The 24,629-nt window shown below is 59.5% G+C and carries 27 protein-coding genes; 14 read left to right on the forward strand and 13 right to left on the reverse strand.

Annotated elements, in window-relative coordinates:
- Nucleotides 1–698 precede the first annotated feature (698 nt).
- Nucleotides 699–1,673: a L,D-transpeptidase family protein gene (locus tag AB4Z35_RS22755; protein WP_442099553.1), complete on the forward strand. Its 975-nt coding sequence runs from the start codon at nt 699–701 to the stop codon at nt 1,671–1,673.
- A 123-nt stretch (nt 1,674–1,796) separates the two neighbouring features.
- Here the strand turns inward: AB4Z35_RS22755 and oprI are convergent, their stop codons facing one another.
- Entirely contained in the window at nt 1,797–2,048 is a 252-nt protein-coding gene (gene oprI, locus AB4Z35_RS22760) for an outer membrane lipoprotei OprI (protein WP_003199355.1), read from the reverse strand.
- A gap of 639 nt (nt 2,049–2,687) precedes the next feature.
- On the opposite strand from oprI, the gene AB4Z35_RS22765 reads away from it, so the two are divergent.
- Nucleotides 2,688–2,975 carry a GNAT family N-acetyltransferase gene (locus AB4Z35_RS22765; protein WP_007973562.1) on the forward strand — a complete coding sequence of 96 codons (288 nt, stop codon included), beginning with the start codon at nt 2,688–2,690 and terminating at the stop codon, nt 2,973–2,975.
- A 71-nt stretch (nt 2,976–3,046) separates the two neighbouring features.
- Here the strand turns inward: AB4Z35_RS22765 and AB4Z35_RS22770 are convergent, their stop codons facing one another.
- Both AB4Z35_RS22770 and AB4Z35_RS22775 read right to left on the reverse strand, forming a co-directional pair.
- Nucleotides 3,047–4,123 carry a 3-deoxy-7-phosphoheptulonate synthase gene (locus tag AB4Z35_RS22770; RefSeq protein WP_007983549.1) on the reverse strand — a complete coding sequence of 359 codons (1,077 nt, stop codon included), beginning with the start codon at nt 4,121–4,123 and terminating at the stop codon, nt 3,047–3,049.
- A gap of 187 nt (nt 4,124–4,310) precedes the next feature.
- Entirely contained in the window at nt 4,311–4,754 is a 444-nt protein-coding gene (locus tag AB4Z35_RS22775; RefSeq protein WP_442099554.1) for a PilZ domain-containing protein, read from the reverse strand.
- Between AB4Z35_RS22775 and AB4Z35_RS22780 the strand changes: the two genes are divergently transcribed.
- From AB4Z35_RS22780 to cysB, 5 genes are all read left to right on the forward strand, one after another.
- A complete protein-coding gene (locus AB4Z35_RS22780; protein ID WP_033052386.1) occupies nt 4,753–5,139 on the forward strand; it encodes a thioredoxin family protein in 387 nt (128 codons plus the stop codon). The genes AB4Z35_RS22775 and AB4Z35_RS22780 overlap by 2 nt on opposite strands.
- Nucleotides 5,136–6,092 carry a putative 2-dehydropantoate 2-reductase gene (locus AB4Z35_RS22785; protein ID WP_442099555.1) on the forward strand — a complete coding sequence of 319 codons (957 nt, stop codon included), beginning with the start codon at nt 5,136–5,138 and terminating at the stop codon, nt 6,090–6,092. The genes AB4Z35_RS22780 and AB4Z35_RS22785 overlap by 4 nt, the downstream gene beginning before the upstream one ends.
- A gap of 25 nt (nt 6,093–6,117) precedes the next feature.
- The gene (locus tag AB4Z35_RS22790; protein ID WP_108229885.1) at nt 6,118–7,023 is read left to right on the forward strand and encodes a 5'-nucleotidase; all 906 of its coding nucleotides are present in this window, start codon (nt 6,118–6,120) and stop codon (nt 7,021–7,023) included.
- Between the two features lie 95 nt (nt 7,024–7,118).
- Complete coding sequence (locus AB4Z35_RS22795; protein WP_442099556.1) at nt 7,119–7,622, forward strand: universal stress protein; 504 nt, start codon at nt 7,119–7,121, stop codon at nt 7,620–7,622.
- 113 nt (nt 7,623–7,735) lie between these two features.
- Complete coding sequence (gene cysB, locus AB4Z35_RS22800) at nt 7,736–8,710, forward strand: HTH-type transcriptional regulator CysB (RefSeq protein ID WP_442099557.1); 975 nt, start codon at nt 7,736–7,738, stop codon at nt 8,708–8,710.
- A 16-nt stretch (nt 8,711–8,726) separates the two neighbouring features.
- Here cysB and AB4Z35_RS22805 read toward each other — a convergent pair whose 3' ends face one another.
- Both AB4Z35_RS22805 and AB4Z35_RS22810 read right to left on the reverse strand, forming a co-directional pair.
- Nucleotides 8,727–9,209: a GreA/GreB family elongation factor gene (locus AB4Z35_RS22805; RefSeq protein WP_108229886.1), complete on the reverse strand. Its 483-nt coding sequence runs from the start codon at nt 9,207–9,209 to the stop codon at nt 8,727–8,729.
- Nucleotides 9,210–9,211: 2 nt separating this feature from the next.
- Complete coding sequence (locus AB4Z35_RS22810) at nt 9,212–9,622, reverse strand: hypothetical protein (RefSeq protein ID WP_442099558.1); 411 nt, start codon at nt 9,620–9,622, stop codon at nt 9,212–9,214.
- 124 nt (nt 9,623–9,746) lie between these two features.
- On the opposite strand from AB4Z35_RS22810, the gene earP reads away from it, so the two are divergent.
- A complete protein-coding gene (gene earP, locus AB4Z35_RS22815; protein ID WP_442099559.1) occupies nt 9,747–10,889 on the forward strand; it encodes an elongation factor P maturation arginine rhamnosyltransferase EarP in 1,143 nt (380 codons plus the stop codon).
- A 48-nt stretch (nt 10,890–10,937) separates the two neighbouring features.
- Nucleotides 10,938–11,507, forward strand: coding sequence for an elongation factor P (locus AB4Z35_RS22820; RefSeq protein ID WP_007983530.1), 570 nt, complete (start codon nt 10,938–10,940; stop codon nt 11,505–11,507).
- Nucleotides 11,508–11,591: 84 nt separating this feature from the next.
- Here AB4Z35_RS22820 and AB4Z35_RS22825 read toward each other — a convergent pair whose 3' ends face one another.
- The 4 genes from AB4Z35_RS22825 to AB4Z35_RS22840 form a co-directional block, all read right to left on the reverse strand.
- On the reverse strand, nt 11,592–12,608 hold the full coding sequence (locus AB4Z35_RS22825) for an alpha/beta hydrolase (RefSeq protein WP_442099561.1): 1,017 nt from the start codon (nt 12,606–12,608) through the stop codon (nt 11,592–11,594).
- Between the two features lie 33 nt (nt 12,609–12,641).
- On the reverse strand, nt 12,642–13,061 hold the full coding sequence (locus tag AB4Z35_RS22830; RefSeq protein ID WP_046031808.1) for an organic hydroperoxide resistance protein: 420 nt from the start codon (nt 13,059–13,061) through the stop codon (nt 12,642–12,644).
- 366 nt (nt 13,062–13,427) lie between these two features.
- The gene (locus AB4Z35_RS22835; protein WP_442099562.1) at nt 13,428–13,889 is read right to left on the reverse strand and encodes a MarR family winged helix-turn-helix transcriptional regulator; all 462 of its coding nucleotides are present in this window, start codon (nt 13,887–13,889) and stop codon (nt 13,428–13,430) included.
- Between the two features lie 67 nt (nt 13,890–13,956).
- Nucleotides 13,957–14,913, reverse strand: a complete 957-nt coding sequence (locus tag AB4Z35_RS22840; protein ID WP_442099564.1) for a LysR family transcriptional regulator — start codon at nt 14,911–14,913, stop codon at nt 13,957–13,959.
- 111 nt (nt 14,914–15,024) lie between these two features.
- Between AB4Z35_RS22840 and AB4Z35_RS22845 the strand changes: the two genes are divergently transcribed.
- Entirely contained in the window at nt 15,025–15,774 is a 750-nt protein-coding gene (locus AB4Z35_RS22845) for a sulfite exporter TauE/SafE family protein (RefSeq protein ID WP_442099565.1), read from the forward strand.
- Here AB4Z35_RS22845 and AB4Z35_RS22850 read toward each other — a convergent pair.
- Nucleotides 15,764–16,618 carry a LysR substrate-binding domain-containing protein gene (locus AB4Z35_RS22850; RefSeq protein ID WP_008002682.1) on the reverse strand — a complete coding sequence of 285 codons (855 nt, stop codon included), beginning with the start codon at nt 16,616–16,618 and terminating at the stop codon, nt 15,764–15,766. The two genes, AB4Z35_RS22845 and AB4Z35_RS22850, sit on opposite strands and share 11 nt — an antisense overlap.
- Nucleotides 16,619–16,713: 95 nt before the next feature.
- Between AB4Z35_RS22850 and AB4Z35_RS22855 the strand changes: the two genes are divergently transcribed.
- Both AB4Z35_RS22855 and AB4Z35_RS22860 read left to right on the forward strand, forming a co-directional pair.
- The gene (locus tag AB4Z35_RS22855) at nt 16,714–16,929 is read left to right on the forward strand and encodes a DUF1127 domain-containing protein (RefSeq protein WP_007983517.1); all 216 of its coding nucleotides are present in this window, start codon (nt 16,714–16,716) and stop codon (nt 16,927–16,929) included.
- A 64-nt stretch (nt 16,930–16,993) separates the two neighbouring features.
- On the forward strand, nt 16,994–18,223 hold the full coding sequence (locus AB4Z35_RS22860) for a winged helix-turn-helix domain-containing protein (protein WP_442099568.1): 1,230 nt from the start codon (nt 16,994–16,996) through the stop codon (nt 18,221–18,223).
- A 108-nt stretch (nt 18,224–18,331) separates the two neighbouring features.
- Here the strand turns inward: AB4Z35_RS22860 and AB4Z35_RS22865 are convergent, their stop codons facing one another.
- Nucleotides 18,332–19,678: a class II 3-deoxy-7-phosphoheptulonate synthase gene (locus AB4Z35_RS22865; protein WP_007983513.1), complete on the reverse strand. Its 1,347-nt coding sequence runs from the start codon at nt 19,676–19,678 to the stop codon at nt 18,332–18,334.
- Between the two features lie 150 nt (nt 19,679–19,828).
- Between AB4Z35_RS22865 and AB4Z35_RS22870 the strand changes: the two genes are divergently transcribed.
- Complete coding sequence (locus AB4Z35_RS22870; protein WP_150726295.1) at nt 19,829–20,584, forward strand: spermidine synthase; 756 nt, start codon at nt 19,829–19,831, stop codon at nt 20,582–20,584.
- 130 nt (nt 20,585–20,714) lie between these two features.
- Here AB4Z35_RS22870 and AB4Z35_RS22875 read toward each other — a convergent pair whose 3' ends face one another.
- A complete protein-coding gene (locus AB4Z35_RS22875) occupies nt 20,715–21,506 on the reverse strand; it encodes a crotonase/enoyl-CoA hydratase family protein (RefSeq protein ID WP_442099570.1) in 792 nt (263 codons plus the stop codon).
- A gap of 424 nt (nt 21,507–21,930) precedes the next feature.
- On the opposite strand from AB4Z35_RS22875, the gene AB4Z35_RS22880 reads away from it, so the two are divergent.
- Nucleotides 21,931–23,604: a DEAD/DEAH box helicase gene (locus AB4Z35_RS22880; protein WP_008002675.1), complete on the forward strand. Its 1,674-nt coding sequence runs from the start codon at nt 21,931–21,933 to the stop codon at nt 23,602–23,604.
- A gap of 218 nt (nt 23,605–23,822) precedes the next feature.
- Here AB4Z35_RS22880 and AB4Z35_RS22885 read toward each other — a convergent pair whose 3' ends face one another.
- Nucleotides 23,823–24,590, reverse strand: coding sequence for a DODA-type extradiol aromatic ring-opening family dioxygenase (locus AB4Z35_RS22885; RefSeq protein ID WP_442099571.1), 768 nt, complete (start codon nt 24,588–24,590; stop codon nt 23,823–23,825).
- Between the last annotated feature and the right edge of the window lie 39 nt (nt 24,591–24,629).

A 24,629-nucleotide genomic window follows, 5' to 3' on the forward strand; every position in this document is an offset into this window, starting at 1 on the left:
TCACTTTTTTTACAAGCGCCTAAAAAAAGTAAGCAAAAAAACGCTCGCCCCTGACGTACGGCCCCTCGCTTAGGCTCGGGGTTCCTTCGCTCCGGCATTCATCCGGGGGCATCGCCTCCGGTCGGCTTCGCTCGACCTCCTCTCGATGTATTCGGCTGCGCCGAACGGCGCTGCGCGCCTACCCCCCGGATGAACGCCTCCACTCAGCCTGCCGAGGGGGCGGGTGGATCAAGATCAAGAGCTGCAGGCGAGCTAACGCTCGGCCTGATGAGTGGTGAAGAGCGAAGGTGTACGCCGCTCTGCCTTTGCTCTTCTGTGGGAGCGAGCTTGCTCGCGATGGACGTCAACGATAACGCGTGCTGACTGATTGATCGCGTTGTTCAGACGTTTTTCGCGAGCAAGTCGGATCGCCGCACCGTCGCTCCTACAGGGAAACGAGCTCAATTGCGATCAGGCCGGCCGGTAGGCCGCCTCGCTTTGCTTTTGCGGTACACGCCCCCTCGTGAGGCCCACAAAGCAGGACCGGAGCGAGCAACTGTGTTTAGCGTCAAGCCGATTTCGGCTCAAACGGTTTCTGATCTCGGAGCATCGCAAAATAGCCTTACATTGCCTGCAATCGGGCCATCTCCCCGAAATAACGGACAGCGGTGTACAATCGCGTTCTTATATCTCAGTTGATCATGCGAAGGATTTTCCGGATGTTGCCGCGTTTTCCTGCCGTCACCCGCTGCCTGACTCTTGCCGCCCTTTTTGTGGCCGGTCCCGTTGCAGCATTGGAGTTTCCCCTGCCACCGCCCGGTGAGGACATCATCGGCCAGGTGCAGGTGATCAAGGCCAAGTACGAAGACACCTTCGCCGACCTTGGTACCACCTACGATCTGGGCTATACGGAAATGGTCGCGGCCAACCCGGGTGTCGATGCCTGGTTGCCGGGCGTCGGCACGGAAATCATTTTGCCGACCCGCTTCATCCTGCCACCAGGCCCGCGTGAAGGCATCGTGATCAACCTGGCCGAGTACCGCCTCTACTACTACCCGAAAGGCAAGAATGTGGTGTACACGTTCCCGCTGGGTATCGGTCGTGAAGGCTGGGGCTCGCCGATTGCCCACACCAGCATCACCGCCAAGACACCTAACCCGACCTGGACGCCTCCGGCTTCGATCAAGGCCGAACACGCAGCTGACGGTGATCCGCTGCCCAACGTGGTGCCGGCCGGCCCTGACAACCCGCTGGGGCCGTTCAAGTTCACCCTGGGTACACCGGGCTACCTGATCCACGGTTCGAACAAGAAGTTCGGTATCGGCATGCGTACCAGCCACGGCTGCTTCCGCATGTTCAACAACAACGTGCTGGAAATGGCGGGCATGGTGCCGGTCGGGACGTCGGTGCGGATCATCAACGACCCGTACAAGTTCGGCATGAGTGGCGGCAAGGTCTATCTGGAGGCGCATACGCCGCTGGACGACAAGGGCAACCCGTCGGTGGTCGACAAGCACACCGCGGTCATCAACGCGATGCTCAAGCGTGAAGACATCACCAACAACCTGCGCATGAACTGGGATGTGGTGCGTGATGTGGTCGCCGCTGAAGACGGCCTGCCGGTGGAGATCGCTGTGCCGGGCAACGGTGTCGTCCCGATGGTGTCGAGTACTCCGATCGACCTGATGCAGTAACGCTGGCAAAGAGCCCGTCGGCGCGGACTGCGTCGACGGGTTTTTTATTGCCTGGAGAAACGCCGGGCAATAAAAAAGCCGACCCAAAAAATGGGTCGGCTTGATAACAATCCCGAAGGATTATTACTTGCGGCTAGCTTTGTCCAGCATGCGCAGAGCACGCTCGTTAGCTTCGTCAGCAGTCTGTTGTGCTTTTTGAGCAGCAGCCAGAGCTTCATCAGCTTTACGGTAAGCTTCGTCTGCACGAGCCTGGGAGCGAGCAGCTGCGTCTTCAGTAGCGGTCAGACGTGCTTCGGTTTCTTTCGATGCGCTGCTGCAACCGGTAGCCAGAACTGCGGCCAGAGCCAGAGCAGAGAATTTCAGAACGTTGTTCATCGTGTTCCCCTTCAAGGACTTTCTATTAAGTAGCTATCTCCTCCGATTGAGGAAATAGCCGGCGTACATACTACCCATTACTTGTAGTAAGTAAAACTGACGTGACGCAAGAAGCAAAAAAAATTGTAGGCGTTGATTCTTTTTCGAGCAACTTTTAACTGAATTGTTTAAAAAATATCCAGCTGCAAGGCCCGTGGCTGAGCGAGCCAGCGAGAAAAAGTTCCTGTGGCACAGCGCTGTTTTTCAGTCTGGCTAAAGTCCGCCTACATGGATTCGTCTACACTTTTGTTCGGCTTTTGCGTAGCACCTCTCAATATCTTTCTCGATGTTCAGGTGACTTTAACAAAGGGCGCTCGTCTTAAGTCTCAACATCCGGCAATGTACAGGCTATCGACCCGGAGTGATCTTCGGTCGAGCGCAATCCTGCGTGATCCGGAGCAGCACCCGCCAACCCGCACGATGACGAGCGCACCTTGAGCATTTCTGCCAATGGTGCCTACTATTTGTACGTGCTCGGTAGCGCGAGATCGGTGCAGCTCTTCTCGGTGTCCATTCAGGCACGGGGTGGCGTAGATGTTCCTTCGCCGGAAAAACATCGGTAAGGTAGGGGTCGGAATTCCAGACCCGCGAGGAGTAGTGATGAGCGAGGCGTTGTCCATCCACCATGACCAGGCTGGTCATCAGTTCGAGACCAATGTGGACGGTCATCGTGCCTATCTGACCTATATGGATCTGGGGAAGCAGACCCTGGATATCTATCGTACCTTCGTGCCCAACGCACTGCGTGGTCGCGGTATTGCGGCAGCCTTGACCGAGAAGGCGCTGGAGTACGCTGACGAAATGGGCTACACAGTCATTCCATCGTGCTCCTACGTCGAGCGCTACATGGAGCGTCACCAGCGGCATGCTGCCAAGCTGAGTCAGTGACCTTCAATAAAACGAATGCATAAAAAAACGCCGGGTTTAGCCCGGCGTTTTTGTGTGAACTGCAAAAGCGATCAGCTGCGATCGCGTTTAGGCAGTACATCCTTGAGCTTGGCATGCATGCTGCGCAAGGTGTTTTCGGTCGCGGTCCAGTCGATGCAGGCGTCGGTGATCGACACGCCGTATTGCAGGTCGGCGAGGTCTTTCGGGATCGCCTGGCAGCCCCAGTTCAGGTGGCTTTCAACCATCAGGCCAATGATCGACTTGTTGCCTTCGAGGATCTGGTTGGCGACGTTTTCCATCACCAGCGGTTGCAGGGCCGGATCCTTGTTGGAGTTTGCGTGGCTGCAATCGACCATGATGTTGGGCTTGATCTTCGCCTTGTTCAGCGCCTGCTCGCAGAGTGCAACGCTGACCGAATCGTAGTTCGGCTTGCCGTTGCCGCCGCGCAGCACCACGTGACCGTAGGCATTGCCCTTGGTGGTCACGATCGACACGCCACCTTCCTGGTTGATGCCCAGGAAACGGTGCGGGCTGGAAACCGACTGCAGGGCGTTGATTGCCACGGTCAGGCCGCCATCGGTGCCGTTCTTGAAGCCGACGGCCGAGGACAGGCCGGACGCCATTTCACGGTGAGTCTGGGATTCGGTGGTGCGCGCGCCGATGGCCGACCAACTGATCAGGTCCTGCAAGTATTGCGGGGAGATCGGGTCGAGGGCTTCGGTGGCAGTCGGCAGGCCTTTTTCGGCCAGGTCCAGCAGCAACTGGCGACCAATGTGCAAGCCGTCCTGGATCTTGAACGAGTCGTCCAGGTACGGGTCGTTGATCAAGCCTTTCCAGCCCACGGTGGTACGTGGCTTCTCGAAATACACGCGCATGACCAGATATAGGGTATCGGACACTTCGGCAGCGAGAACCTTCAGGCGCTCGGCATATTCGTGGGCAGCCTTGATGTCGTGGATCGAGCAAGGCCCGATGACGACGAACAGGCGGTGGTCGGTGCCATCCAGGATGTTGCGAATGACTTCGCGGCCCTTGGTGACGGTGCGCAGTGCGGCGTCGCTCAGGGGAATATCGCGCTTGAGCTGATCGGGAGTGATCAGAGTCTCGTTGGAGGCGACGTTTAGGTCGTTGATCGGTAAATCAGCCATCGTTTACTCGTCAGGTCACGGGTGCCGGCCGCCAGCGAACCCGCGCGGCGGAGCACAGCAAATTAAGCGCGTCGGGGAGCCGAACCTTAGCGCGTTACACCGTGGCTCGACAATGGGCAGACAGCGGTTTAGGGGCCATTCACAGTGAGTTTCCCCAACGTGACGGGCAAACCCTTCGGCAATGCCCCTAATCCGGCACAGGCTCGGCAAAAGCCTTTTGCACCGAATCGTGAGAGAACTCGTCGGCATGCTCCTGAACCCATTCGAGGGCCAGGGCCTGGATATCCTGCAAATCGTCGTGGGTGTCATGCAGGCGGCAGTAGCGTTCGATCTGGCACACCTGCTCGCCCATCCGGGCGCTGAACAGCATTTGTTCGTCGACGAAGGCGATGCCCACCAGATAACCGCGTTTGCGCCGCAGGCACCACGCGACATAGCCCAGGTAGCGCATGTCCGGGTTCACGGTCGGCATGCGCACTTCCAGCGCCGTGCCGTGGCGCCACGCGCGGTGATAATTGCAAGCCATGCCCCCGAGACTGATAGTGTGCAGCTGTTGTCGCGAAATACACTCAGGATTCAGCAACGTTAATTCGACGGGCACATCGTCAGGGTGAGGAATAAATCGTCCCATGAACACAGACTCCATGTGTCGGCCATCTGACATTGTTCTACCTAGTATAGTGGTCGAATTGGAACTGACCGATTTTGACGCCGACCAACGGCTGCTGGCGATGAGCGGCGTATCGCTGGTTATTTTCACCAGTGTCGGCTGCGCCAGTTGCCGTTTTGCCCGCGAGCAATTGCCGACACTTGACCTGGCAGTCGATCGACTGTGCTGGATCGATGCCGGCAATAACGGAGGGGTGGTCGAGCGTTATCAGGTCTTTCACTTGCCGGCGCTGTTTGTCGTTCGCGACGGCGAATTCTTCGGAGCACTGAAATCCCGCCTGACCGACACCGAGCTCAATCGGGCCGTGCGGCAGGCGCTGAGTCGAACAGCAGAGGAGTTGCCATGATGGGGACAGTTGCCAGGCCGACGATCGGCATTATCGGGACCGGCGCAATCGGCGGTTTCTACGGGGTGATGCTGGCGCGTGCCGGTTTTGATGTGCATTTTTTGCTGCGCAGCGAATTCTCCGCGGTGGCCGAGCATGGATTGCGAGTCGATAGCGCGCCCCACGGTGCCCTGACGTTGAATCCGGTACAGGCCTATTCGAGCGCTGAAGACATGCCGCCCTGCGACTGGCTGCTGGTGGGCGCGAAAACCACCAGCAACGCAGGCCTGGCACCAGCCATCCTGCAGGCAGCGGCACCGAATGCCAAGGTACTGCTGTTGCAAAATGGCCTGGATGTCGAAGACAGCCTGCGCGAGTTGCTCCCCGACTCGCTGCACGTGCTCGGCGGGCTCTGCTATATCTGCGTCCATCGTGAGGCGCCGGGCGTCATCACCCATCAAGCGCTAGGCGCGGTGCACGTTGGCTATCACAGCGGTCCCGCTGTCGATGGGCCGACGCGCGCCGCCATTGTCGAGGAGGGTGTCGGCCTGTTTCGCAGCGCCGGCCTCGATTCCCAGGCCATGGCGAATTTGCACCAGGCACGCTGGCAAAAACTGGTCTGGAATATCCCCTACAACGGTCTCTCGGTTTTGCTGGGAGCGAGCACCACACCATTGATGGCCGATGCCGACAGTCGTGAGCTGATCAAGGCGCTGATGGCAGAAGTGGTGCAAGGCGCAATCGCCTGCGGGCACGACGTACCGGCGGGTTATGCCGAGCACTTGTTCATGGTGACCGAAAAAATGCCCGACTACTGGCCGAGCATGTACCACGATTTCCTGCACAAGCGACCGCTGGAACTGGCCGCGATCTACGCCCGGCCTTTGGCGGCGGCGAAGGCAGCCGGGTGTGAGATGCCGCGCATCGAGGCCTTGTATCGCAGTTTGAGTTTCATTGATCGACGCAACACCTGAGTCGATCGACCTGAGGGGGAAGGGCATGCCAAAGGCAATTGACGACAAGCTGGTGCTGGCGATCTCTTCGCGGGCGCTGTTCGATCTGAGCGAAAGCCACAAGGTCTACCTGTCGAGTGGCGTCGAAGCCTACCGGCAGTATCAGATCGAACACGAAGACGAAATCCTTGAGCCCGGCGATGCCTTTGCGTTGGTGCAGAAACTCCTGAACCTCAACAACAGCCTCGGCCGCGCCCGGGTCGAGGTGATTCTGGTGTCGCGCAACAGCGCCGACACCGGGCTGCGGGTGTTCAACTCGATTGACCACTACGGGCTGGCGATTTCCCGGGCGGCCTTTGTCGGCGGGCGCAGTCCGTATCCCTACCTCAAGGCCTTTGACTGCGACCTGTTTCTCTCCACCCATGCCGAAGACGTACGCAATGCGCTGGACGCCGGGTTCGCGGCAGCGACCATTCTGTCGGGCGGTGCCAGCCGTGCGGCCAGCGATGAATTGCGCATCGCCTTCGACGGAGACGCGGTGCTGTTTTCCGATGAGTCGGAGCGCATTTATCAGGCTGGTGGTCTGGAAGCGTTCCAGGCCAGCGAGCGTGAAGCCGCCCGCGAGCCCATGCGCGGAGGGCCGTTCAAGGGTTTTCTCGCGGCTCTCAATCTGTTGCAGCGTGAGTTCCCGGAGGACGCCTGTCCGATCCGTACCGCGCTGGTCACGGCGCGATCGGCACCGGCCCATGAGCGAGTGATTCGCACGTTGCGCGAATGGGACATCCGTCTCGACGAGTCGTTGTTTCTCGGCGGCCTGACCAAGTCAGCCTTTCTCGAAGCCTTCGCGGCCGACGTGTTTTTCGACGATCAGGCCGGCCACTGCGAGTTGGCCCGTGAAGTCGTCGCCACCGGTCACGTGCCCCATGGCATAAGCAACGAGCAAAAGGTTTAAGCCCGCCGTTCAATGCGTTGCGCCGGACGTCGTAGTCGCCAAGGCACTGCTAAGCTGAATCAAATCTCCGCCATGTTGGCAGTCGAGGAGGTCATATGATTCGTTCGATGCTGTATGCCACCGACCTCGGGCTGTATGCGCCCGTGGTGATGCAGCATGCACTGGAACTGGCCCGGACCTTCAATGCCAATTTGTATGTCGTGCATGCGGTTGAACCCATGGGGTTGTTTGCCGAATCGGTGCTGCAAAGCTATCTCGATGAACAGGCGCTGAACGAGTTTCACAGCCAGGGCCTGAATACAGTAATTGCCAGTATCGAGCAGCGGGTGCTCGACAGTTTTCGTGAAGAGTTGGGGGATGAAGGGGAGCACGATCTGGAGCGGATTCAGGCGGTGCGGGTGCTGCAGGGCGATCCGTCGCAGGTGATTCTGGACCAGGCGCAGAAACTCTCCGTGGATTTATTGATCGTAGGTAGTCACAGCCATGGTGTTGGTGCGGAAACGCCCCTGGGGCGAACCGCCACCCGTGTGTTGCAACTGTCCAAGGTGCCGGTCTATCTGGTGCCGCTGGTGCAACGTCGTCGACAAGGGGATCGCTAGAACACGAATAATGGCAATTTGATAAAAAAGTTCTAGATTTATTCTTCAAGCCATTAATATAGTTATATACCGTCGCTGATGCCCGTGGCGTCTACCTGCTTTGAGGGATTCATATGAAGCTTCAACAATTGCGCTACATCTGGGAAGTGGCGCACCACGACCTCAACGTTTCCGCTACAGCCCAAAGCCTTTACACCTCTCAACCGGGCATCAGCAAACAGATCCGCCTGCTGGAAGACGAACTGGGCGTCGAGGTTTTTGCCCGCAGCGGCAAGCACCTGACCCGCGTTACCCCGGCCGGCGAGCRCATCATCACCACCGCTGGCGAAATTCTCCGTAAGGTTGAAAGCATCAAGCAGATCGCCCAGGAATTCTCCAACGAGAAGAAAGGCACCCTGTCGATTGCCACCACTCACACTCAGGCGCGTTATGCGTTGCCGCCGGTGATCAGCAATTTCATCAAGCAATACCCGGACGTTGCCCTGCACATGCACCAGGGATCGCCGATGCAAATCGCCGAAATGGCCGCTGACGGCACCGTGGATTTCGCCATTGCCACCGAAGCGCTCGAACTGTTCGGTGATCTGGTGATGATGCCGTGCTACCGCTGGAACCGTTGCGTGGTCGTGCCTCAGGGTCACCCGCTGACCAAGCTGTCGAAACTGACCCTCGAAGCGCTGGCCGAATACCCGATCGTGACCTACGTGTTCGGTTTTACCGGCCGTTCGAAACTCGACGAAGCGTTCAGTCATCGCGGCCTGACGCCGAAAGTGGTGTTCACCGCTGCCGACGCCGACGTGATCAAAACCTATGTTCGCCTGGGTCTGGGGGTGGGCATCGTGGCGAAAATGGCTGTCGACAGCAAACTCGACAGCGACCTGGTGGTGCTCGATGCCAGTGAGTTGTTCGAGTCCAGCGTGACCAAGATCGGCTTCCGTCGTGGCACCTTCCTGCGGGGGTTCATGTGCGACTTCATCGAGAAGTTCGCGCCACACCTGACACGCGAAGTCATGGCCAAGGCCATTCAATGCCACAACAAGCAGGAACTGGAAGAGCTGTTCGACGGCGTCGAACTGCCCGTTCACTGATAGCGTTTCCTGCCGGTCAAACCACCTCGGTGACAGCGAACTGTTGCCGAGCGCCCGCCACCATAATCTCCACCTCATCGCCCTCGAACTTGCCCAGCAGGCTTTTGCCCAGCGGTGAGCGCGGGGTGATGACGGTAATCAGTTGCCCCACCAGATCGACTTTCAACCCGGCTGCATCAGGGGCGAGAAACAGCCATTGTTCGCGCCCCTTTTCGTCCTCGATCCCGAGCAACGCGCCCACTTCGATGCCCCGCTGATCGTCATACGGGCGCAGGGCCAGGTTCTGGCAAAGGGTCAGTGACTGGCGAATCTCCTCGACCCTTTTAGCTTGTCCGGCCGCGAGATAGGACGCCTCCAGCCCCAGGGTGTCGTACTTGTTCTCGGCGATGTTTTCTTCGTGGGTCGCCGTTTCATAAGCGGTTTGCGCGGCCCGTTCGGCGATGTCGAGATCGATCCGCAGCTTGTCGAGAATCAGTTGGTGGACGGTATGCTTATTCATGATCAATCGCAGAATTGCAGGACGTTGGCGCGGCTTTTTTCGCTCGGTATCGTCCGGTCCTGTTGCAACCAGAACTGACAGGTCGGATTGGACAGGTTGCGACTGCTGCTGCGAGCCTGATCGAGCCGTTGTGCCTGCTCGTTCTTGCGCAGGGTTTCTTCGTACTGCTCGAACAGTGGATTCTGCGGCGCAATGTCCGGTACCGGTTGCGCTGCCACGGACGGTTTGGCCAGTTGCTCCACGGCGGCTGCAACAGGTGCCAGTTGTTTGCTCAACAAAAAGTGGGAAGCGAGCCAGCAGGTCAGCACAATGGCAATGAATCCCAGCCACATGCCGAGGGCGATGCTGCCAGTCAGTTGCAGGGCATTGAGGCTAATGGGGAAGGATCGGCGCGGAGTGGGACGGTGGGGCATGGTTGCCTCCTGGCGAAAGGTCACTGGCGAGTGGCGATTGTCGCATGAAGAATAATCGCCGTCGGCTCTTCTGCGCGGGGTAATTTATGCGGACAATCGGCGCCTTTGCCAACGGGAACCTGGAATGCCTGAAATGAAAACCCGCTGGGATATTTTTTGCACCGTGGTCGACAACTTCGGCGACATCGGCGTGACCTGGCGACTGGCCCGGCAACTGGTGGCCGAACATGGACTGGCGGTGCGTCTATGGGTCGATGACCTGCGAGCGTTCGAGCGCCTGTGCCCGGAAGTCGACATCCACGCTCCTCAGCAGTGGCAGCAAGACGTCGAAGTGCGCCAATGGCCAGCCGAGTGGCAGCCGACCGAAGCCGCCGATGTGGTGATTGCTGCATTTGCCTGCCAATTGCCGAGCGCTTACATGGACGCCATGGTCGAGCGGGAAAAGACACCGCTGTGGATGAACCTCGACTACCTCAGTGCCGAAGCCTGGGTGATCGGTTGCCACGGCTTGCCCTCGGTGAAGTACAAAAGCGTACAGAAGTTCTTTTTCTTCCCTGGATTCCAGAAGGGCACGGGGGGGTTGTTACGTGAGCGAGGGTTGCTTGAGCGTCGTCGGCAATTTCAGCAAAACCCGGAGGCTCAAGAAGAATTCCTGCAAGGTTTGGGGATTGATCGTGCGCCCGGCGCACAGTTGATCTCATTGTTTGCCTACGAAAACACCGGTTTGGCCAGTTGGCTCGATGCAATGGCTGGCGATTCGACGGCCACTCATCTGCTGGTGCCGGAAGGGCGGATTCTCGGTGATGTTCAACGTTGGCTCGGTGTGGAAGATTTGGCAGCGGGTGCCGTGCATGTGTGTGACGCCTTGACCGTGCAAGTGCTGCCATTCGTCCGCCAGGACCAGTACGACGGCTTGCTGTGGTGCTGCGATTTCAATGCCGTGCGCGGCGAGGATTCCTTCGTGCGCGCTCAATGGGCTGGCCGGCCTTTTCTCTGGCACATCTACCAGCAGGAAGAGGACATCCACCTGGACAAGCTCGAAGCCTTCCTCGAACTCTATGTAAAGGGGCTTTCGGAACCTGCGCGGGAGGCGATCAGCGGTCTCTGGCGGGCGTGGAACGCCGGTGAAAAAATGGCCGACCACTGGCAATTCACCCGTAAACACTGGCCAGAGCTGGAAAAACACGCCGAGGCGTGGTGTCTGGAACAGGCCTTGCAGGCCGATCTTGCCACGGCGCTGGTACAGTTTTATGGAAATTGGATATGATACGCGGCCTAGATTTTTGTAAATCCCATCCAAATTCGGATATTCGCAATGAAAACTGGTAAAGAACTCAAACCCGGTACCGTGATCCGTATCGACAACGATCCTTGGCTGGTTCAGAAAGCTGAATTCACCAAGTCCGGTCGTAACAGCGCGATCATGAAGACCAAGCTGAAAAACCTGCTGACCGGCTACAAGACCGAAACCGTATACGGTGCGGACGACAAGCTGGACGACGTGATCCTCGACCGCAAGGAAGCGACCCTGTCCTTCATCAGCGGCGACTCCTACACGTTCATGGACACCACTGACTACACCATGTACGAGCTGAACGCCGAAGACATCGAAGCCGTTCTGCCGTTCGTTGAAGAAGGCATGACCGACGTTTGCGAAGCCGTGTTCTTCGAAGGCCGTCTGGTTTCCGTAGAACTGCCAACCACCATCGTGCGTCAGGTTGCCTACACCGAAGGTTCCGCTCGCGGCGACACTTCCGGCAAGGTGATGAAGCCTGCCAAACTGAAGAACGGTACCGAGCTGTCGGTTGCTGACTTCATCAATATCGACGATATGATCGAGATTGATACCCGCGAAGGCGGTTCCTACAAAGGCCGTGCCAAATAAGCACTGCTTGAGGAATGAAAAAAGCCCGACCATTGAGTCGGGCTTTTTTGTGCCTGCAATATTCCATCCTCTGTAGGAGCGGTGTTACTTCTTCAGGTGTTCCTTCAGCTCTTCAGACGCCTGCAGCATCGCCGAACGCACCGCTGGCACCTGGCTCACCACGTTGAGCAGACCGTAGTCGTGGATCAGGCCGTTGTAGCGAACCGAGGTCACCGGCACACCGGCTTCATCGAGTTTGCGGGCGTAGGCTTCACCTTCATCGCGCAGCACATCGGCACCGGCGGTCTGCACCAGCGCGGGAGGCAAACCTTTCAACTGGGCGGTGGTCGCACGCAGTGGTGAGGCGTAGATCTCGTTCCGCTGATTGGCGTCGGTGGTGTAGTTGTCCCAGAACCACTTCATCATGTTCCTGGTGAGGAAGTGCCCTTCGGCGAACTGGTTGTAGGATGCCGTCTCGAAGCTTGCATCGGTCACCGGCCACAGCAATACCTGGAACCTGATCGCCGGCGTGCCTTTGTCTTTGGCCATCAGTGCAACCACGGCTGCCATGTTGCCGCCGACACTGTTGCCGGCCACAGCCAGGCGTTTACCGTCGACGTTGATCTCCTTACCGTGTTCCGCCACCCATTGGGTCGCGGCGTACGCCTGGTTGATTGCCACCGGGTAATGCGCTTCCGGCGATGGCGTGTAGTTGACGAACACCGCCGCTGCACCCGAACCCACCACCAGGTCACGGACCAGTCGTTCGTGGGTCGGGAAATCTCCCAGCACCCAACCCCCACCGTGGAAGAACATGAACACGGGCAGCTCACCCTTGACCCCGGCCGGCCGGACGATGGTCAGGTTCAGCGGTTGGCCTTCAACCTGGATGGTCTTCTGGCTGACATCGGCTTTTGGCAGCGTCAGCTTCACCCCGGCCTGTGCACCGACCAGCACGGCGCGGGCATCGGCAGGTGTCATTTGCTCCATCGGTTTGCCRGTGCCGGCATTCAGCACATCGAGGAACGCCTGGGTGTTGTGTTCAACGCCATCACCTGCAAATGCGCCGTTGATCGACAGAGCGAGAAGGGTACCGGTCAAGACTTTGCTGAAAGTGTTCATGTTCGTTTCCTGTTCAGGCCTGGTAGTCAGCGGTTAGACAGTCACGTGCAGGCGCACATCGACGTTGCCACGGGTGGCGTTGGAGTACGGGCAGACCTGGTGGGCTGCGTCGACCAGTGCTTGTGCATCGGCTTGTTCAAGACCCGGCAGGCTGATGTGCAGATCGATGTCCAGACCGAAGCCGCCAGGGATCTGGCCGATGCCGACGTGGGCGGTGATCGAAGCGTCGTTGGGGATGCTGCGCTTGGTCTGGCTGGCCACGAATTTCAGGGCGCCGATGAAGCAGGCGGAATAACCGGCGGCAAACAGTTGCTCAGGGTTGGTGGCTGCGCCGCCAGCACCGCCGAGTTCTTTCGGCGTGGCGAGTTTGACGTCGAGGATGTTGTCGCTGGAAACCGCACGACCGTCACGGCCACCAGTGGAAGTTGCGATTGCGGTGTAGAGAGTTTGCATGGTGAAAGCCTCGTTCAGGGTTTGATTTTTTTGCGCTAAATGTTTGCGCGCTAAGTAAGTGCGAGATGAATGTATCGCGCTAATGTTTAGTGCGCAATATAAATTTTCAAAGAAATTTGAAAAATACCAAAGGGCAGCAGGGCGGTTTTGGTTGGATGCCTTGAGTTAGAGCTATCGATGGGGGATTTTTGCAGAGGGGATTTTTTTCAGGAGGAGGTGGCGCGCCCGGTTTTTTGGTACAGCGCAAAACAAATGTGGGAGCGAGCCTGCTCGCGATTGCGGTGTGTCAGTCAACGTAGAGGCTGAGTGTGACATTGCAATCGCGAGCAGGCTCGCTCCCACAGGGGGGCTGTGCTGGCCTTGAAGTTACAGGCTGTCTTGCAGGTGACGACGCAGTTCTTGCAGTTCCGCTTGCAGCTTTTGCAGGCGCTCAAGCGTCATCCCGCTGGCGCCGAGGATGCACTGGGGGATGTTGCGGGCCTTGTCGCGCAACGCCCGGCCCTGTTCGGTGAGTTCGACGATCACCACCCGCTCATCTTCGCGGCTGCGGGTGCGGCTGAGCACACCTTCGGCCTCCAGGCGCTTGAGCAGCGGGGTGAGCGAGCCAGGATCGGTCAGCAACCGCGTGCTGATTTCGCCTACGGTCAAACCGTCCCGTTCCCATAACACCATCATCGCCAGGTATTGCGGGTAGGTCAGCCCCAGCGCTTGCAGCAAGGGTTTGTAGACCTTGGTCATCATCAGCGAAGTGGAATGCAGGGCGAAGCAGGCCTGATTATCCAGCAGCAGGTTGTCGCAGTTGTCCGGGGTGTTGCGCTCGGTGGTCATGTCGAAGCCTTGATCTGTGATCTTAGGAATCTAGCGGGCGAATCTTTAATGCGCCAGATAATTTTGATCAGTGCCGTTGCAAATGGGTTTGCAGCAGCAGATCCCAGGGTGGAACCGGGCTGAAGCGGGTTTTCAGGTACTCCAGCAACAAGCGACTGCGGGAGTTGGGTTGTTGTTCCAGGCGCAAGGCATAGATACCGGCACTTTCCGGTTTCGGCAGGCCGCTGTCGCAGAACAGCGGCAGCAACTCACCGCGCAACAGGTACTCGCTGGCCAGCCAGGTCGGCAGGTGTGCGATACCCAGTCCGGCCAATGCGCCGCACACCAGTGCCTCGGCATTGTTGGCGCTCATGCGGATCCGTGCCGGCCGGTGCAACTGCATTTGCCCGTCCCGCTCGAAGCGCCAGGCGAAGAGCGGGGCCAGGCCATCCCAGTCGAGTCCATCGTGTTCACTCAGCTGCGACGGATCGGTCGGCACGCCGCGGCGCTGCAAATAATCAGGGCTGGCGCAGGCGATGCGCACCATGCTCGCCAGTGGCGTGGCCACCAGCCGGGTGTCGGCCAATTGTCCGGCACGCAGCACCAGATCGACCTTGCCAAGGTTTTGACCCTGCATGTCGACGAAGCTGTCGATCAAGTGCAGTTGCACGTCGAGTCCGGGGTAGAGCATCAGGAAATCGGCAATCACCGGTGCCAGATGCCGGCGACCAAAGGCTGCCGGCGCATCGATACGAATCAAGCCTTCCGGCGCGCTGCTCAGGGACACTGCCTCGGCCCGGGCCAGGCGCAACTCGGCGACGATCCGCCGTGCGCGCTCGGCGAAGGCCAATCCCGCCGGGGTGGCGCGTACCGCATGGGTGGTGCGGATGAACAGCTGGCTGCCGACCGCGCTTTCCAGGCTGTCGATCCGCCGTGCCACGGCCGAAGGGGTCAGCGGATGACGGCGCGAGGCGGCGGAAAAACTGCCGGTTTCCAGCACATCGAGGAACAAAGCCAGTTGGTCGGTTAGTTGATTAGGGTTCATGGCAGGTTTGTGCTTGTGCGAATTTGGCACAGCCATTGTGCGTCGCTGTGCGTTTCCGCGCCAGAAGCAACTGCGTAGGATCAAAGGCCTGACGGCAACGGGGAAAATGCTGTGATTGAGTTCTTGATGTATCTGGTGTTCGGCGCTGCGTTGGGCACGCTCGGCGGGTTGTTTGGTATCGGCGGCGGCCTGGTTGCCATTCCGCTGCTGGGCGTGCTGTTCGGGCTCGACCAGCAGATTGCCCAAGGCACGGCGCTGGTGATGGTGGTGCCGAACGTGATGCTGGCGCTGTGGCGCTATCATCAGCGCAACCGGATCGAGCTGCACCACGCGCTACCGCTGGCCATCATGGGGTTCTGCTTCGCCTGGCTCGGGTCGATCTGGGCGGTGGGCATTGATGCGCAAAGCATGCGCATAGGTTTTGTCGCGTTTCTAATCGCACTGTCGGCGTACAACTTGCTTCGCATGTTCGCCGCCAGCGCTCCGCCGGCTTCGCAGATGAACTACTCATGGCCCTGGCTGGGCCTGCTTGGCGCTGCATCTGGCACGATGGGCGGGTTGTTCGGCGTGGGTGGCGCGGTGGTGGCGACACCGGTGCTGACCAGTCTGTTCGGCACCAGTCAGGTGGTTGCGCAGGGATTGTCGTTGGCGCTGGCCTTGCCGAGTACGGGGGTGACGCTGGTGACTTACGCCGTGCACCACCAGGTCAGCTGGGTGATCGGCTTACCCTTGGCGGTCGGGGGGCTGATGAGCATCAGTTGGGGCGTGAAGGTTGCACACGCTTTGCCGGAGCGGCTGCTGCGCGGGCTGTTTTGCGGGTTCCTGGTGTTCTGTGCGGTGATGCTCGCCTTCAAAGTTTGAAGCCTTCGATGATGTGCTCGGCCAGGCACTCGGTGATCGGCGACGGATTATGCAGGTTGCGCACGAGCATGATGCTGGCCTCGGGCAGCAGCGGCAGATCCTCGGCTTCACCGAGGATGCGCATGTCCGCGGTGATCAGGCTTTCTAGCTGTGCCGTGACGGCCAGGCCGGCGCTGACCACGGCCATGATCGCCGACAGGCTGTCGCTGTTGTACGCCACCCGGTAATCGCGCCCCTGGGCATCAAGGGCGTTGCAGGCCCACTGGCGGCAGAAGCAGTCGCTGTTGAACATCGCCAGGGGCAGCGGCGTCTGCTCGTGGGCGCTGTAGCATTGCGCCTCGGCCCAGACGAAACGCTCCTTGCGCAACAACTGGCCGATTTCGCTGCCCGGTTCGCGGGTGACAATGGACAGGTCGAGGTCCTGGCGCGTCAGCAGTTGCTTTGATGATTCACAGTGCACTTCGATCTGAATCAGCGGATAGGACTGGGCAAACCGGCGTAAAATCCCCGGGAGAAATCGCATCACATAATCGTCCGGCGTACCGATGCGCACCGTGCCGACCATATCGGGTTCGCGCAAGGTATTGAACACTTCGCTGTGCAGCTTGAGGATCCGCCGCGCATAGCCGAGCAACACCTGGCCTTCGGCCGTCAGCCGCACCTGCCGTCCGTCGCGCTGGAACAACTGGCGCTGCAGCACATCTTCTTCCAGCCGTTTCATCTGCATGCTGACGGCTGACTGGGTGCGATTGACCATTTCACCGGCACGGGTAAAGCCGCCCTGGTCGGCGATGGCGACGAAGGTGCGCAAGACTTCGGTATCGATACTCGGGTAGGCCGACATCCATCAATCTCCGAGATATGTGACATCAGAAACATTCGTTGGATTGATCTTAGACCCGGCGCGAAACTGGAGCCATCCAAACGGAGGGCAACAAGATGAAAGGTCAACATGAGTTCCACGGTGCAGAAAAACACTCGATTCACGTGATATCCGATCTGCTGCACAAGGTCGGCCGCTGGTACGAACTGCATCGCGAGCGCGAATTGCTGGCGAGCTTGAGCGACGAAGCACTCAAGGACATCGGCATGAGCCGTGCGGATGTGGAGAACGAGTCGATCAAACCGTTCTGGAATGACCCGATGCATAAATGATGAATGCCACGCTACACAAACCCCTTACCGGTGAGGTAGGTTGCGAGCAGACAAGGAGGCATTCATGCCCGCAACATTGTCCTTTACCCTCAAACAGGCTCGGCGTCTGGCGCTGGCCGCCCAAGGGTTCAACGGGCGGTCGCCGCCAGCGGCGATCAAGGCTGTTGCGCTCAATCGCCTGATCGAGCGGCTGGGCATTTTGCAGATCGATTCGGTCAATGCATTGGTGCGTTCGCACTACCTTCCGCTGTTTTCCCGCCTCGGCAATTACTCCTCCGATTTGCTCGACCAGGCTGCCTGGAGCCAGGGTCGGCGCCGTACGTTGTTCGAGTATTGGGGCCATGAAGCCTCGTTATTGCCACTTTCCATGTACCCATTGATACGTTGGCGCATGCAGCGAGCGAGCCGTGGCGAAGACATTTATCAGCAATTGGCGCGCTTTGGGCGGGAACAACAGGACACCATTCGCCGGGTGCTGGCTTCGGTTGAGGAGCAGGGCGCGCTGGGCGCCGGGAGCCTGTCGACTCGTCAGGAACGGGCCGGTCCCTGGTGGGACTGGAGCGCGGAAAAGCATGCGCTGGAATGGTTGTTCGCCGCCGGTGAAGTGACAGTGGCCGGCCGGCGGGGATTCGAACGGCTCTATGACCTGCCCGAGCGGGTGATCCCTGCTGCGATTCTGCAACAACCCCTGCTCAGTGAGGCCGAGGCCCAGCGCGGCCTGCTGCTGCATGCCGCGACAGCCTTGGGCGTGGGCACGGAGAAAGACTTGCGGGACTATTTTCGCCTGAACCCGGCGGACAGTCGTTTGCGATTGGCGGAGTTGCTCGAGGCAGGTGAATTGAGTGCCTGTGAAGTACAGGGTTGGCGACAGCCGGCTTACTGCCTGCCAGAGCCCAAGGTGCCGCGCAAAGTTGTATCCAGTGCATTGCTCTCACCGTTCGATTCGCTGATCTGGGAGCGCAGCCGTACCGAGCGCCTGTTCGACTTTCGCTACCGCCTGGAGATCTACACGCCGCAGGACAAGCGGGTCTACGGCTATTACGTCCTGCCGTTTTTGCACAACGAACGGATTGCCGCGCGGGTCGACCTGCGCGCCGAACGGGCGACGGGGCGACTGGCGGTGCATGCAGTGCATGAGGAAGAGCCGGGGCTGGATGACGAGGGAATGCTGGCGTTGGCCGTCAATCTGCGACAGATGGCGGCTTGGCTGGGGTTGGCGCAGGTTCAGTTGAATTGCCCACGGGTGAGTGCGGCGCGGTTGCGGGTGGCATTGGCACAGATTGATGGTGACTGAGCTGGCCTCATCGCGAGCAGGCTCGCTCCCACATTGGTTCTGTGTCGTTCACAAATCAAGTGTGGGAGCGAGCTTGCTCGCGATGGCGGTCTATCAGACAAGCAAAATCTAGCGCCGAACCTGCTTCAGTGTTTCCGCAATCAAGAACGCCAGTTCCAGCGACTGATCGGCATTCATCCGCGGATCGCAATGGGTGTGGTAGCGATCCGACAAGCCGTCCTCGGTAATCGGCCGCGCACCACCAATGCACTCGGTAACGTTCTGCCCGGTCATTTCGATGTGAATGCCACCGGCATAACTGCCTTCGGCCTGGTGCACCTGGAAGAACTGCTTCACCTCGCCAAGGATTTGCGCAAAGTCGCGGGTCTTGTAGCCGCTGCTGGCCTTGATGGTGTTGCCGTGCATCGGGTCGGAACTCCACAGCACTTGCTTGCCTTCACGCTGGACGGCGCGGATCAGCTGCGGCAAGTGATCGCCGACCTTGTTCGCGCCCATCCGCGCGATCAGGTTCAGGCGGCCCGGGTCGTTGTCCGGGTTTAGCACGTCGATCAAGCGAATCAGGTCGTCGGGGTTCATACTCGGGCCGACCTTGACCCCGATCGGGTTGTTCACCCCGCGCAGGAATTCGACGTGGGCGCCGTCAAGTTGGCGGGTGCGGTCGCCGATCCACAGCATGTGCGCCGAGCAATCGTAGTAATCGTTGGTCAGGCTGTCGCGACGCACGAAGGCTTCTTCGTAGTTCAGCAGCAGGGCTTCGTGGGCGGTGAAGAAACTGGTTTCGCGCAGTTGCGGCGAACTGTCCATGCCGCAGGCGCGCATGAACGCCAGGGTTTCATCGATGCGATCGGCCAGGTGGCTGTATTTTTCTGCCAGTGCCGAGTTGGCGATGAAATCCAGGTTCCACTTGTGCACCTGATGCAGATCGGCAAAACCGCCTTGGGCGAACGCGCGCAACAGGTTCAGGGTGGCGGTGGACTGGTGATAGGACTGCAGCAGGCGTTCCGGGTCTGGCACGCGGCTTTTTTCGTCGAAGCCGATGCCGTTGACGATGTCGCCACGGTAGGCGGGCAGGGTCACGCCATCGATGGTTTCGTCGTTGGCCGAGCGGGGCTTGGCGAACTGCCCGGCCATGCGCCCGACCTTGACCACCGGGCAGCCGGCGGCAAAAGTCATCACGATCGCCATCTGCAACAACACTTTGAAGGTGTCGCGGATTTTCGCCGCGGAGAACTCGGCGAAGCTTTCGGCGCAGTCGCCACCCTGCAGCAGAAACGCGCGGCCCTGTGTCACCTCGGCAAACTGACGGCGCAACTCGCGGGCTTCACCGGCAAACACCAGAGGCGGATAGCTGGCCAGGGTCTGCTCGACCTGCTGCAAATGTGCGGCGTCGGGGTATTGGGGTTGTTGCTGGATCGGCAGGGCGCGCCAGCTGTCAGGGCTCCAGGGTTGGCTCATCACGGTCTCTAGTGTTTTCGCTCGGACGTCCATGTTATCAGCAAATTAGTGCGTGACCTGTTCCCGTCGCTTCGCCGACAATCTCGCCTTTGCCGCTCTCTACACGCGGTGTTATTACGTTGCCGGCCCCGGTGACGATCAGGAGATGAAATGACTGAGGAGCGCGTCGAGCATCTGCTCGCCGAGGTACAGGACGAGTTCGGCGTGATTCGTGTGCTGGAAGTGGCCGATTACCGTTTTCTCGAGTTCGGTGATGCCATCGAGCAAAGCTGCGTGTTCACGGCCGATCCGAGCTGGCTCGAGTACGACTACACCCGGGCGATGCTGATCGGTGCGTTGTGCCACGAGCAACCGGAAAGTGCGCTGTTTCTCGGCCTCGGCGCCGGTACGCTGACCCAGGCTTGCCTCAAGTTCCTGCCGCTGGAAGATGTCGAAGCTATCGAACTACGCCCGGATGTACCGCGCCTGGCCATTGAATATCTGGGGCTGGATGACGACCCGCGCCTGTACATCCGCGTTGGCGATGCGCTGGAGTTGCTCGACACCGCTGAATCGGCCGATCTGATTTTCGTCGATCTTTATACCGATGTCGGTCCAGGTGTCGGGCATCTGGCCTGGAGCTTTCTGGAAAACTGCCAGAAGCGATTGAATCCGGGTGGCTGGCTGGTCATCAACCAATGGGCTACCGACGACGGCAAACCCTTGGGCGCCGCCTTGTTGCGCGGTTTGTATCACCGACATTACTGGGAGCTGCCGGTGAAGGAGGGCAACGTGATTCTGATCGTGCCGTCGGAGCTGGATCAGGAACTGGACATGGATGGCTTGATCGCCCGCGCCGAAGCGCTGGCGCCGCGATTGGGGTATTCGTTGCAGTCGTTGATCAAGTGCATTCGTCCGGCCACCTGATTGATTGATTGTCTGGACGGGCCCCTTCGCGGGCAAGTCGGATCGCCGCACCGCCGCTCCCACAGGTTTTGCGCAAATCCCTGTGGGAGCGGGCTTGCCCGCGAAGGGGCCTTCAAAACCACTGCAAAAGCTAAAGCCCTTTGAAGACTCCAGGCCGCCGCTCAACCATCGATCGCACGCCTTCCTTGACGTCCTCGCTAGCCATCAATTTCTTGACCAGCAGCGGCAACGCCTGTGCCGCTGCGGTTTCCCCTTCATACCGGGCCTGTCGCGCAGACATCAGCGTCGCCTGGACCCCGAGCGGAGCCTGGCGGGCGATCCGTTCTGCCAGCTCGATCGCCCGGGGCAGCAAATCCTCGCTGGCCATGACTTCCTGCACCAGTCCCAGGTGCAAGGCGTCATGGGCGTCGAATTCATCACCGGTCAGCAACCAGCGCATGGCGTTACCCCAACCTGAGACTTGATGCAGACGCAGGGTGGCACCGCCGAACGGGAAGAGCCCGCGTTGCACTTCCATCTGCGCGAACCGGGTGTTGCTGGCACACAGGTTGATGTCGGCGGCCAGCATCAGTTCGATGCCGATGGTCAGGCAATAGCCTTKGGCGGCGACGATCACCGGTTTGCTGACCCGGGGACCTGCGAACACTCCCCACGGATCACAGCCGCCGGGCGGAACCTGCCAGCCATCTGCCAGTGCGACGCTGGCATTGACCAGATCGAGCCCGGAGGTAAAGTGCTCGCCATGAGCGAACACTACAGCCACCCGCGCCTCGCTGTCGGCTTCGAATTCGCCATAGGCCAGACTCAACGCGTTGAGCAGGTCGAGATCGAAGGCGTTGCGCTTGGCCACCCGATCCAGACCGATCAGGAACACATGACCATGCCGTTCGCGGCTGACTCGACTGGAGCAGGGCTGATTCATGGAGCGATCCTCGGGGGGTAGGAAAGGCGTGCCAGACAGGCCGTCTGCACGGCAAAGGGTGAACCGTTTTAGCGCCGTCACCCGCAAGGCCGGGCCTTTGAAAAATAGACGGCTGATCGATTATTCGCAAAGCCTGTGACACAACGGCGTATCCAGTGGATTTTCGATAAAAAAAACTCCCTTTTTGGGCGAATTCCGGTATAGTGCGCGCCGGCCTTTAACCGGGCCGCGTTTAGGTAGCGCAATTCCCCGAAGCCAGCTTCGGCTGCACGTCCGCCCAGCGGACTCTTCCTTGACGATTCTTTTCATTCATTCGTTTTCGCAAATCCCCGCCGACAAAGCTGCCAGGGCGACTCTTGAGTCTCAACACGGCATGTGCAGCTTTGGAGCATGGGTCTTTGCGGATGCACTTAGAGGCAGACCCATGACCCAGGAAATCGGCGGCTTCGCCGCTCTTGAACTTCATCCAAATATTGTCGCTGCAGTAGTCGCTACCGGCTATGAAGAGCCTTCGGCCATTCAGCAGCAGTCGATCCCGATCATTCTCGCCGGTCACGATATGATTGGTCAGGCGCAAACCGGTACCGGTAAAACCGCTGCCTTTGCTCTGCCAATTCTGCACCGCATTGATCCGTCCAAGCGCGAGCCGCAAGCTCTGATCCTGGCCCCAACTCGTGAGTTGGCGCTACAAGTTGCAACCGCTTTCGAAACCTACGCCAAGCAAATGCCGGGTGTAACTGTTGTGGCTGTCTACGGCGGCGCGCCGATGGGCCCACAACTGAAAGCAATCCGTAATGGCGCACAAATCGTTGTCGCCACTCCGGGCCGTCTGTGCGACCACCTGCGTCGCGACGAAAAAGTACTGGCGACCGTGAACCACCTGGTTCTCGACGAAGCCGACGAAATGCTCAAGCTGGGCTTCATGGACGACCTGGAAGTCATCTTCAAGGCCATGCCGGAAACCCGTCAGACCGTATTGTTCTCGGCTACTTTGCCTCAATCGATCCGTGCCATCGCCGAACGCCACCTGCGCGATCCGAAGCATGTGAAGATTCAGAGCAAGACCCAGACCGTTACCGCGATCGAGCAGGCTCACCTGCTGGTTCACGCTGACCAGAAGACTTCGGCCGTTCTCAGCTTGCTGGAAGTGGAAGATTTCGACGCCCTGATCATGTTCGTGCGCACCAAGCAAGCGACCCTGGATCTGGCCAGTGCCCTGGAAGCCAAAGGCTACAAAGCCGCTGCGCTGAACGGTGACATCGCCCAGAACCAGCGTGAACGCGTGATCGACTCCCTCAAGGATGGCCGTCTGGACATCGTTGTGGCGACCGACGTTGCTGCTCGTGGCCTGGACGTTCCGCGCATCACTCACGTGTTCAACGTTGACATGCCGTACGATCCAGAGTCCTACGTTCACCGTATCGGCCGTACCGGCCGTGCCGGTCGCGAAGGTCGTGCACTGCTGCTGGTGACTCCGCGCGAGCGCCGCATGCTGCAAGTGATCGAGCGTGTAACCGGTCAAAAGGTTGCTGAAGTTCGCCTGCCAGACGCTCAAGCTGTTCTGGATGCGCGCATCAAGAAACTGACCAACAGCCTGTCGCCACTGGTGGCCGATGCTGAATCGACCCACGGTGATCTGCTGGATCGACTGACTGCCGACATCGGTTGCAGCCCGCGTGCCCTGGCCGCAGCCCTGCTGCGCAAGGCAACCAACGGTCAAGCACTGAACCTGGCCGCTATCGAGAAAGAGCGTCCACTGGTGCCGAACAATGCACCACGTGGCGATCGTCCAGAGCGTTCCGGTGATCGTCCTGAGCGTGGTGACCGTGAGCGTCGTGCTCCGATGCCACTGGCCGAAGGTCGTGCCCGTTGCCGTACCGCGCTGGGCGCGCGTGACGGTATCGCCGCCAAGAACCTGCTGGGCGCCATCCTCAACGAAGGTGGTCTGGCGCGTGAAGCCATCGGTCGCATCCAGGTGCGTGACAGCTTCAGCCTCGTCGAGCTGCCGGAAGATGGTCTTGAGAAGTTGCTGACCAAGCTGAAGGACACTCGCGTTGCCGGTAAGCAGTTGAAGCTGCGTCGCTACCGCGAAGATTGATCCGCTCTCGGGCTGATTGATCGAACATGAAAAATCCCCGACTGGTTCGGGGATTTTTTTTGCCTGCTGTTTTAAGTTCGACGTTTGAGTTGTGTCGCCGACAATCGCGAGCAGGTCGGATCGTCGCACCGTTGCTCCCACATTGGAATGCGTTCTCCTGTGGGAGCGACGGTGCGACGATTCGACCTGCTCGCGATGGGGACGACTCGGTCCATGGGTTACCCGAAGCGATAGATATCCATCCCCAACGCACCCATGGTGAACCCCTGGTGGGCAATGCTGAACTGCCCCCCGGCAGCGCGGGCAAAGTACAACGGCAACAAGTGCTCATCACTCGGATGATTGCGTACAGCGTTTGGTGCCTGTGAGCGATAGTCGTGCAGCGCGGCTTCGTCGTTCGCTGCGAGTTTCCCGATCATCCAGTCGCGAAACGCCAGAGCCCAGGGCTCAACGCTTTCGGGGCCGGCATGCCAGTCCAGTTCCCGCAGGTTGTGAGTGATGCTGCCGGAGCCGATCAGCAGTATGCCTTGCTCACGCAGGCTGGCCAGCGCGCGGCCAACGCGGGTCTGCAGAGCGGGGCCGCCACGGGTGGGCAGCGAAACCTGGACAATCGGGATGTCTGCTTGCGGGTACATCAACGATAAAGGCACCCAGACGCCATGGTCGAAAGGCCGATTGCCGTCGATACGTGCAGGAAAGCCAGCGGTTTTCAGTAACCCGGCAACCTCTGCGGCGAGTCGTGGATTGCCGGGAGCCGGGTACTGCACTTCGAACAGGGCTTTGGGGAAGCCGCCGAAGTCATGCCAGGTTTCCGGTTGTGGACTGCCGCTGACCAGCAGCTCATTGCTTTCCCAGTGCGCAGAAACAATCACGATGGCTTTGGGCCTGGGTATCTCGGCGGCCAGGCGAGCGAGCGCCGGCCCGCTGGCGCCGGGTTCCAGAGCGAGCATCGGGGAGCCGTGGGATATGTACAGGCTGGGGAACATGAATGAGCTCCTGAGAGTTAAGATGCTACATCTTCAGCC

The sequence above is a fragment of the Pseudomonas sp. KB_15 genome, from assembly GCF_052114525.1.
Taxonomy (GTDB): domain Bacteria; phylum Pseudomonadota; class Gammaproteobacteria; order Pseudomonadales; family Pseudomonadaceae; genus Aquipseudomonas.

What these genes read in the sequence shown, in the direction of transcription:
- AB4Z35_RS22775 (WP_442099554.1), bottom strand. Translation starts at nt 4,754, where the DNA reads ATGGGACGATTTATTCCTCACCCTGACGATGTGCCCGTCGAATTAACG.
- AB4Z35_RS22785 (WP_442099555.1), top strand. Translation starts at nt 5,136, where the DNA reads ATGATGGGGACAGTTGCCAGGCCGACGATCGGCATTATCGGGACCGGC.
- AB4Z35_RS22770 (WP_007983549.1), bottom strand. Translation starts at nt 4,123, where the DNA reads ATGGCTGATTTACCGATCAACGACCTAAACGTCGCCTCCAACGAGACT.
- AB4Z35_RS22870 (WP_150726295.1), top strand. Translation starts at nt 19,829, where the DNA reads ATGACTGAGGAGCGCGTCGAGCATCTGCTCGCCGAGGTACAGGACGAG.
- oprI (WP_003199355.1), bottom strand. Translation starts at nt 2,048, where the DNA reads ATGAACAACGTTCTGAAATTCTCTGCTCTGGCTCTGGCCGCAGTTCTG.
- AB4Z35_RS22860 (WP_442099568.1), top strand. Translation starts at nt 16,994, where the DNA reads ATGCCCGCAACATTGTCCTTTACCCTCAAACAGGCTCGGCGTCTGGCG.
- AB4Z35_RS22855 (WP_007983517.1), top strand. Translation starts at nt 16,714, where the DNA reads ATGAAAGGTCAACATGAGTTCCACGGTGCAGAAAAACACTCGATTCAC.
- AB4Z35_RS22790 (WP_108229885.1), top strand. Translation starts at nt 6,118, where the DNA reads ATGCCAAAGGCAATTGACGACAAGCTGGTGCTGGCGATCTCTTCGCGG.
- AB4Z35_RS22850 (WP_008002682.1), bottom strand. Translation starts at nt 16,618, where the DNA reads ATGTCGGCCTACCCGAGTATCGATACCGAAGTCTTGCGCACCTTCGTC.
- AB4Z35_RS22885 (WP_442099571.1), bottom strand. Translation starts at nt 24,590, where the DNA reads ATGTTCCCCAGCCTGTACATATCCCACGGCTCCCCGATGCTCGCTCTG.
- AB4Z35_RS22765 (WP_007973562.1), top strand. Translation starts at nt 2,688, where the DNA reads ATGAGCGAGGCGTTGTCCATCCACCATGACCAGGCTGGTCATCAGTTC.
- AB4Z35_RS22820 (WP_007983530.1), top strand. Translation starts at nt 10,938, where the DNA reads ATGAAAACTGGTAAAGAACTCAAACCCGGTACCGTGATCCGTATCGAC.
- AB4Z35_RS22835 (WP_442099562.1), bottom strand. Translation starts at nt 13,889, where the DNA reads ATGACCACCGAGCGCAACACCCCGGACAACTGCGACAACCTGCTGCTG.
- AB4Z35_RS22880 (WP_008002675.1), top strand. Translation starts at nt 21,931, where the DNA reads ATGACCCAGGAAATCGGCGGCTTCGCCGCTCTTGAACTTCATCCAAAT.
- earP (WP_442099559.1), top strand. Translation starts at nt 9,747, where the DNA reads ATGCCTGAAATGAAAACCCGCTGGGATATTTTTTGCACCGTGGTCGAC.
- AB4Z35_RS22840 (WP_442099564.1), bottom strand. Translation starts at nt 14,913, where the DNA reads ATGAACCCTAATCAACTAACCGACCAACTGGCTTTGTTCCTCGATGTG.
- AB4Z35_RS22795 (WP_442099556.1), top strand. Translation starts at nt 7,119, where the DNA reads ATGATTCGTTCGATGCTGTATGCCACCGACCTCGGGCTGTATGCGCCC.
- AB4Z35_RS22810 (WP_442099558.1), bottom strand. Translation starts at nt 9,622, where the DNA reads ATGCCCCACCGTCCCACTCCGCGCCGATCCTTCCCCATTAGCCTCAAT.
- AB4Z35_RS22780 (WP_033052386.1), top strand. Translation starts at nt 4,753, where the DNA reads ATGAACACAGACTCCATGTGTCGGCCATCTGACATTGTTCTACCTAGT.
- AB4Z35_RS22865 (WP_007983513.1), bottom strand. Translation starts at nt 19,678, where the DNA reads ATGAGCCAACCCTGGAGCCCTGACAGCTGGCGCGCCCTGCCGATCCAG.
- AB4Z35_RS22755 (WP_442099553.1), top strand. Translation starts at nt 699, where the DNA reads ATGTTGCCGCGTTTTCCTGCCGTCACCCGCTGCCTGACTCTTGCCGCC.
- AB4Z35_RS22805 (WP_108229886.1), bottom strand. Translation starts at nt 9,209, where the DNA reads ATGAATAAGCATACCGTCCACCAACTGATTCTCGACAAGCTGCGGATC.
- AB4Z35_RS22830 (WP_046031808.1), bottom strand. Translation starts at nt 13,061, where the DNA reads ATGCAAACTCTCTACACCGCAATCGCAACTTCCACTGGTGGCCGTGAC.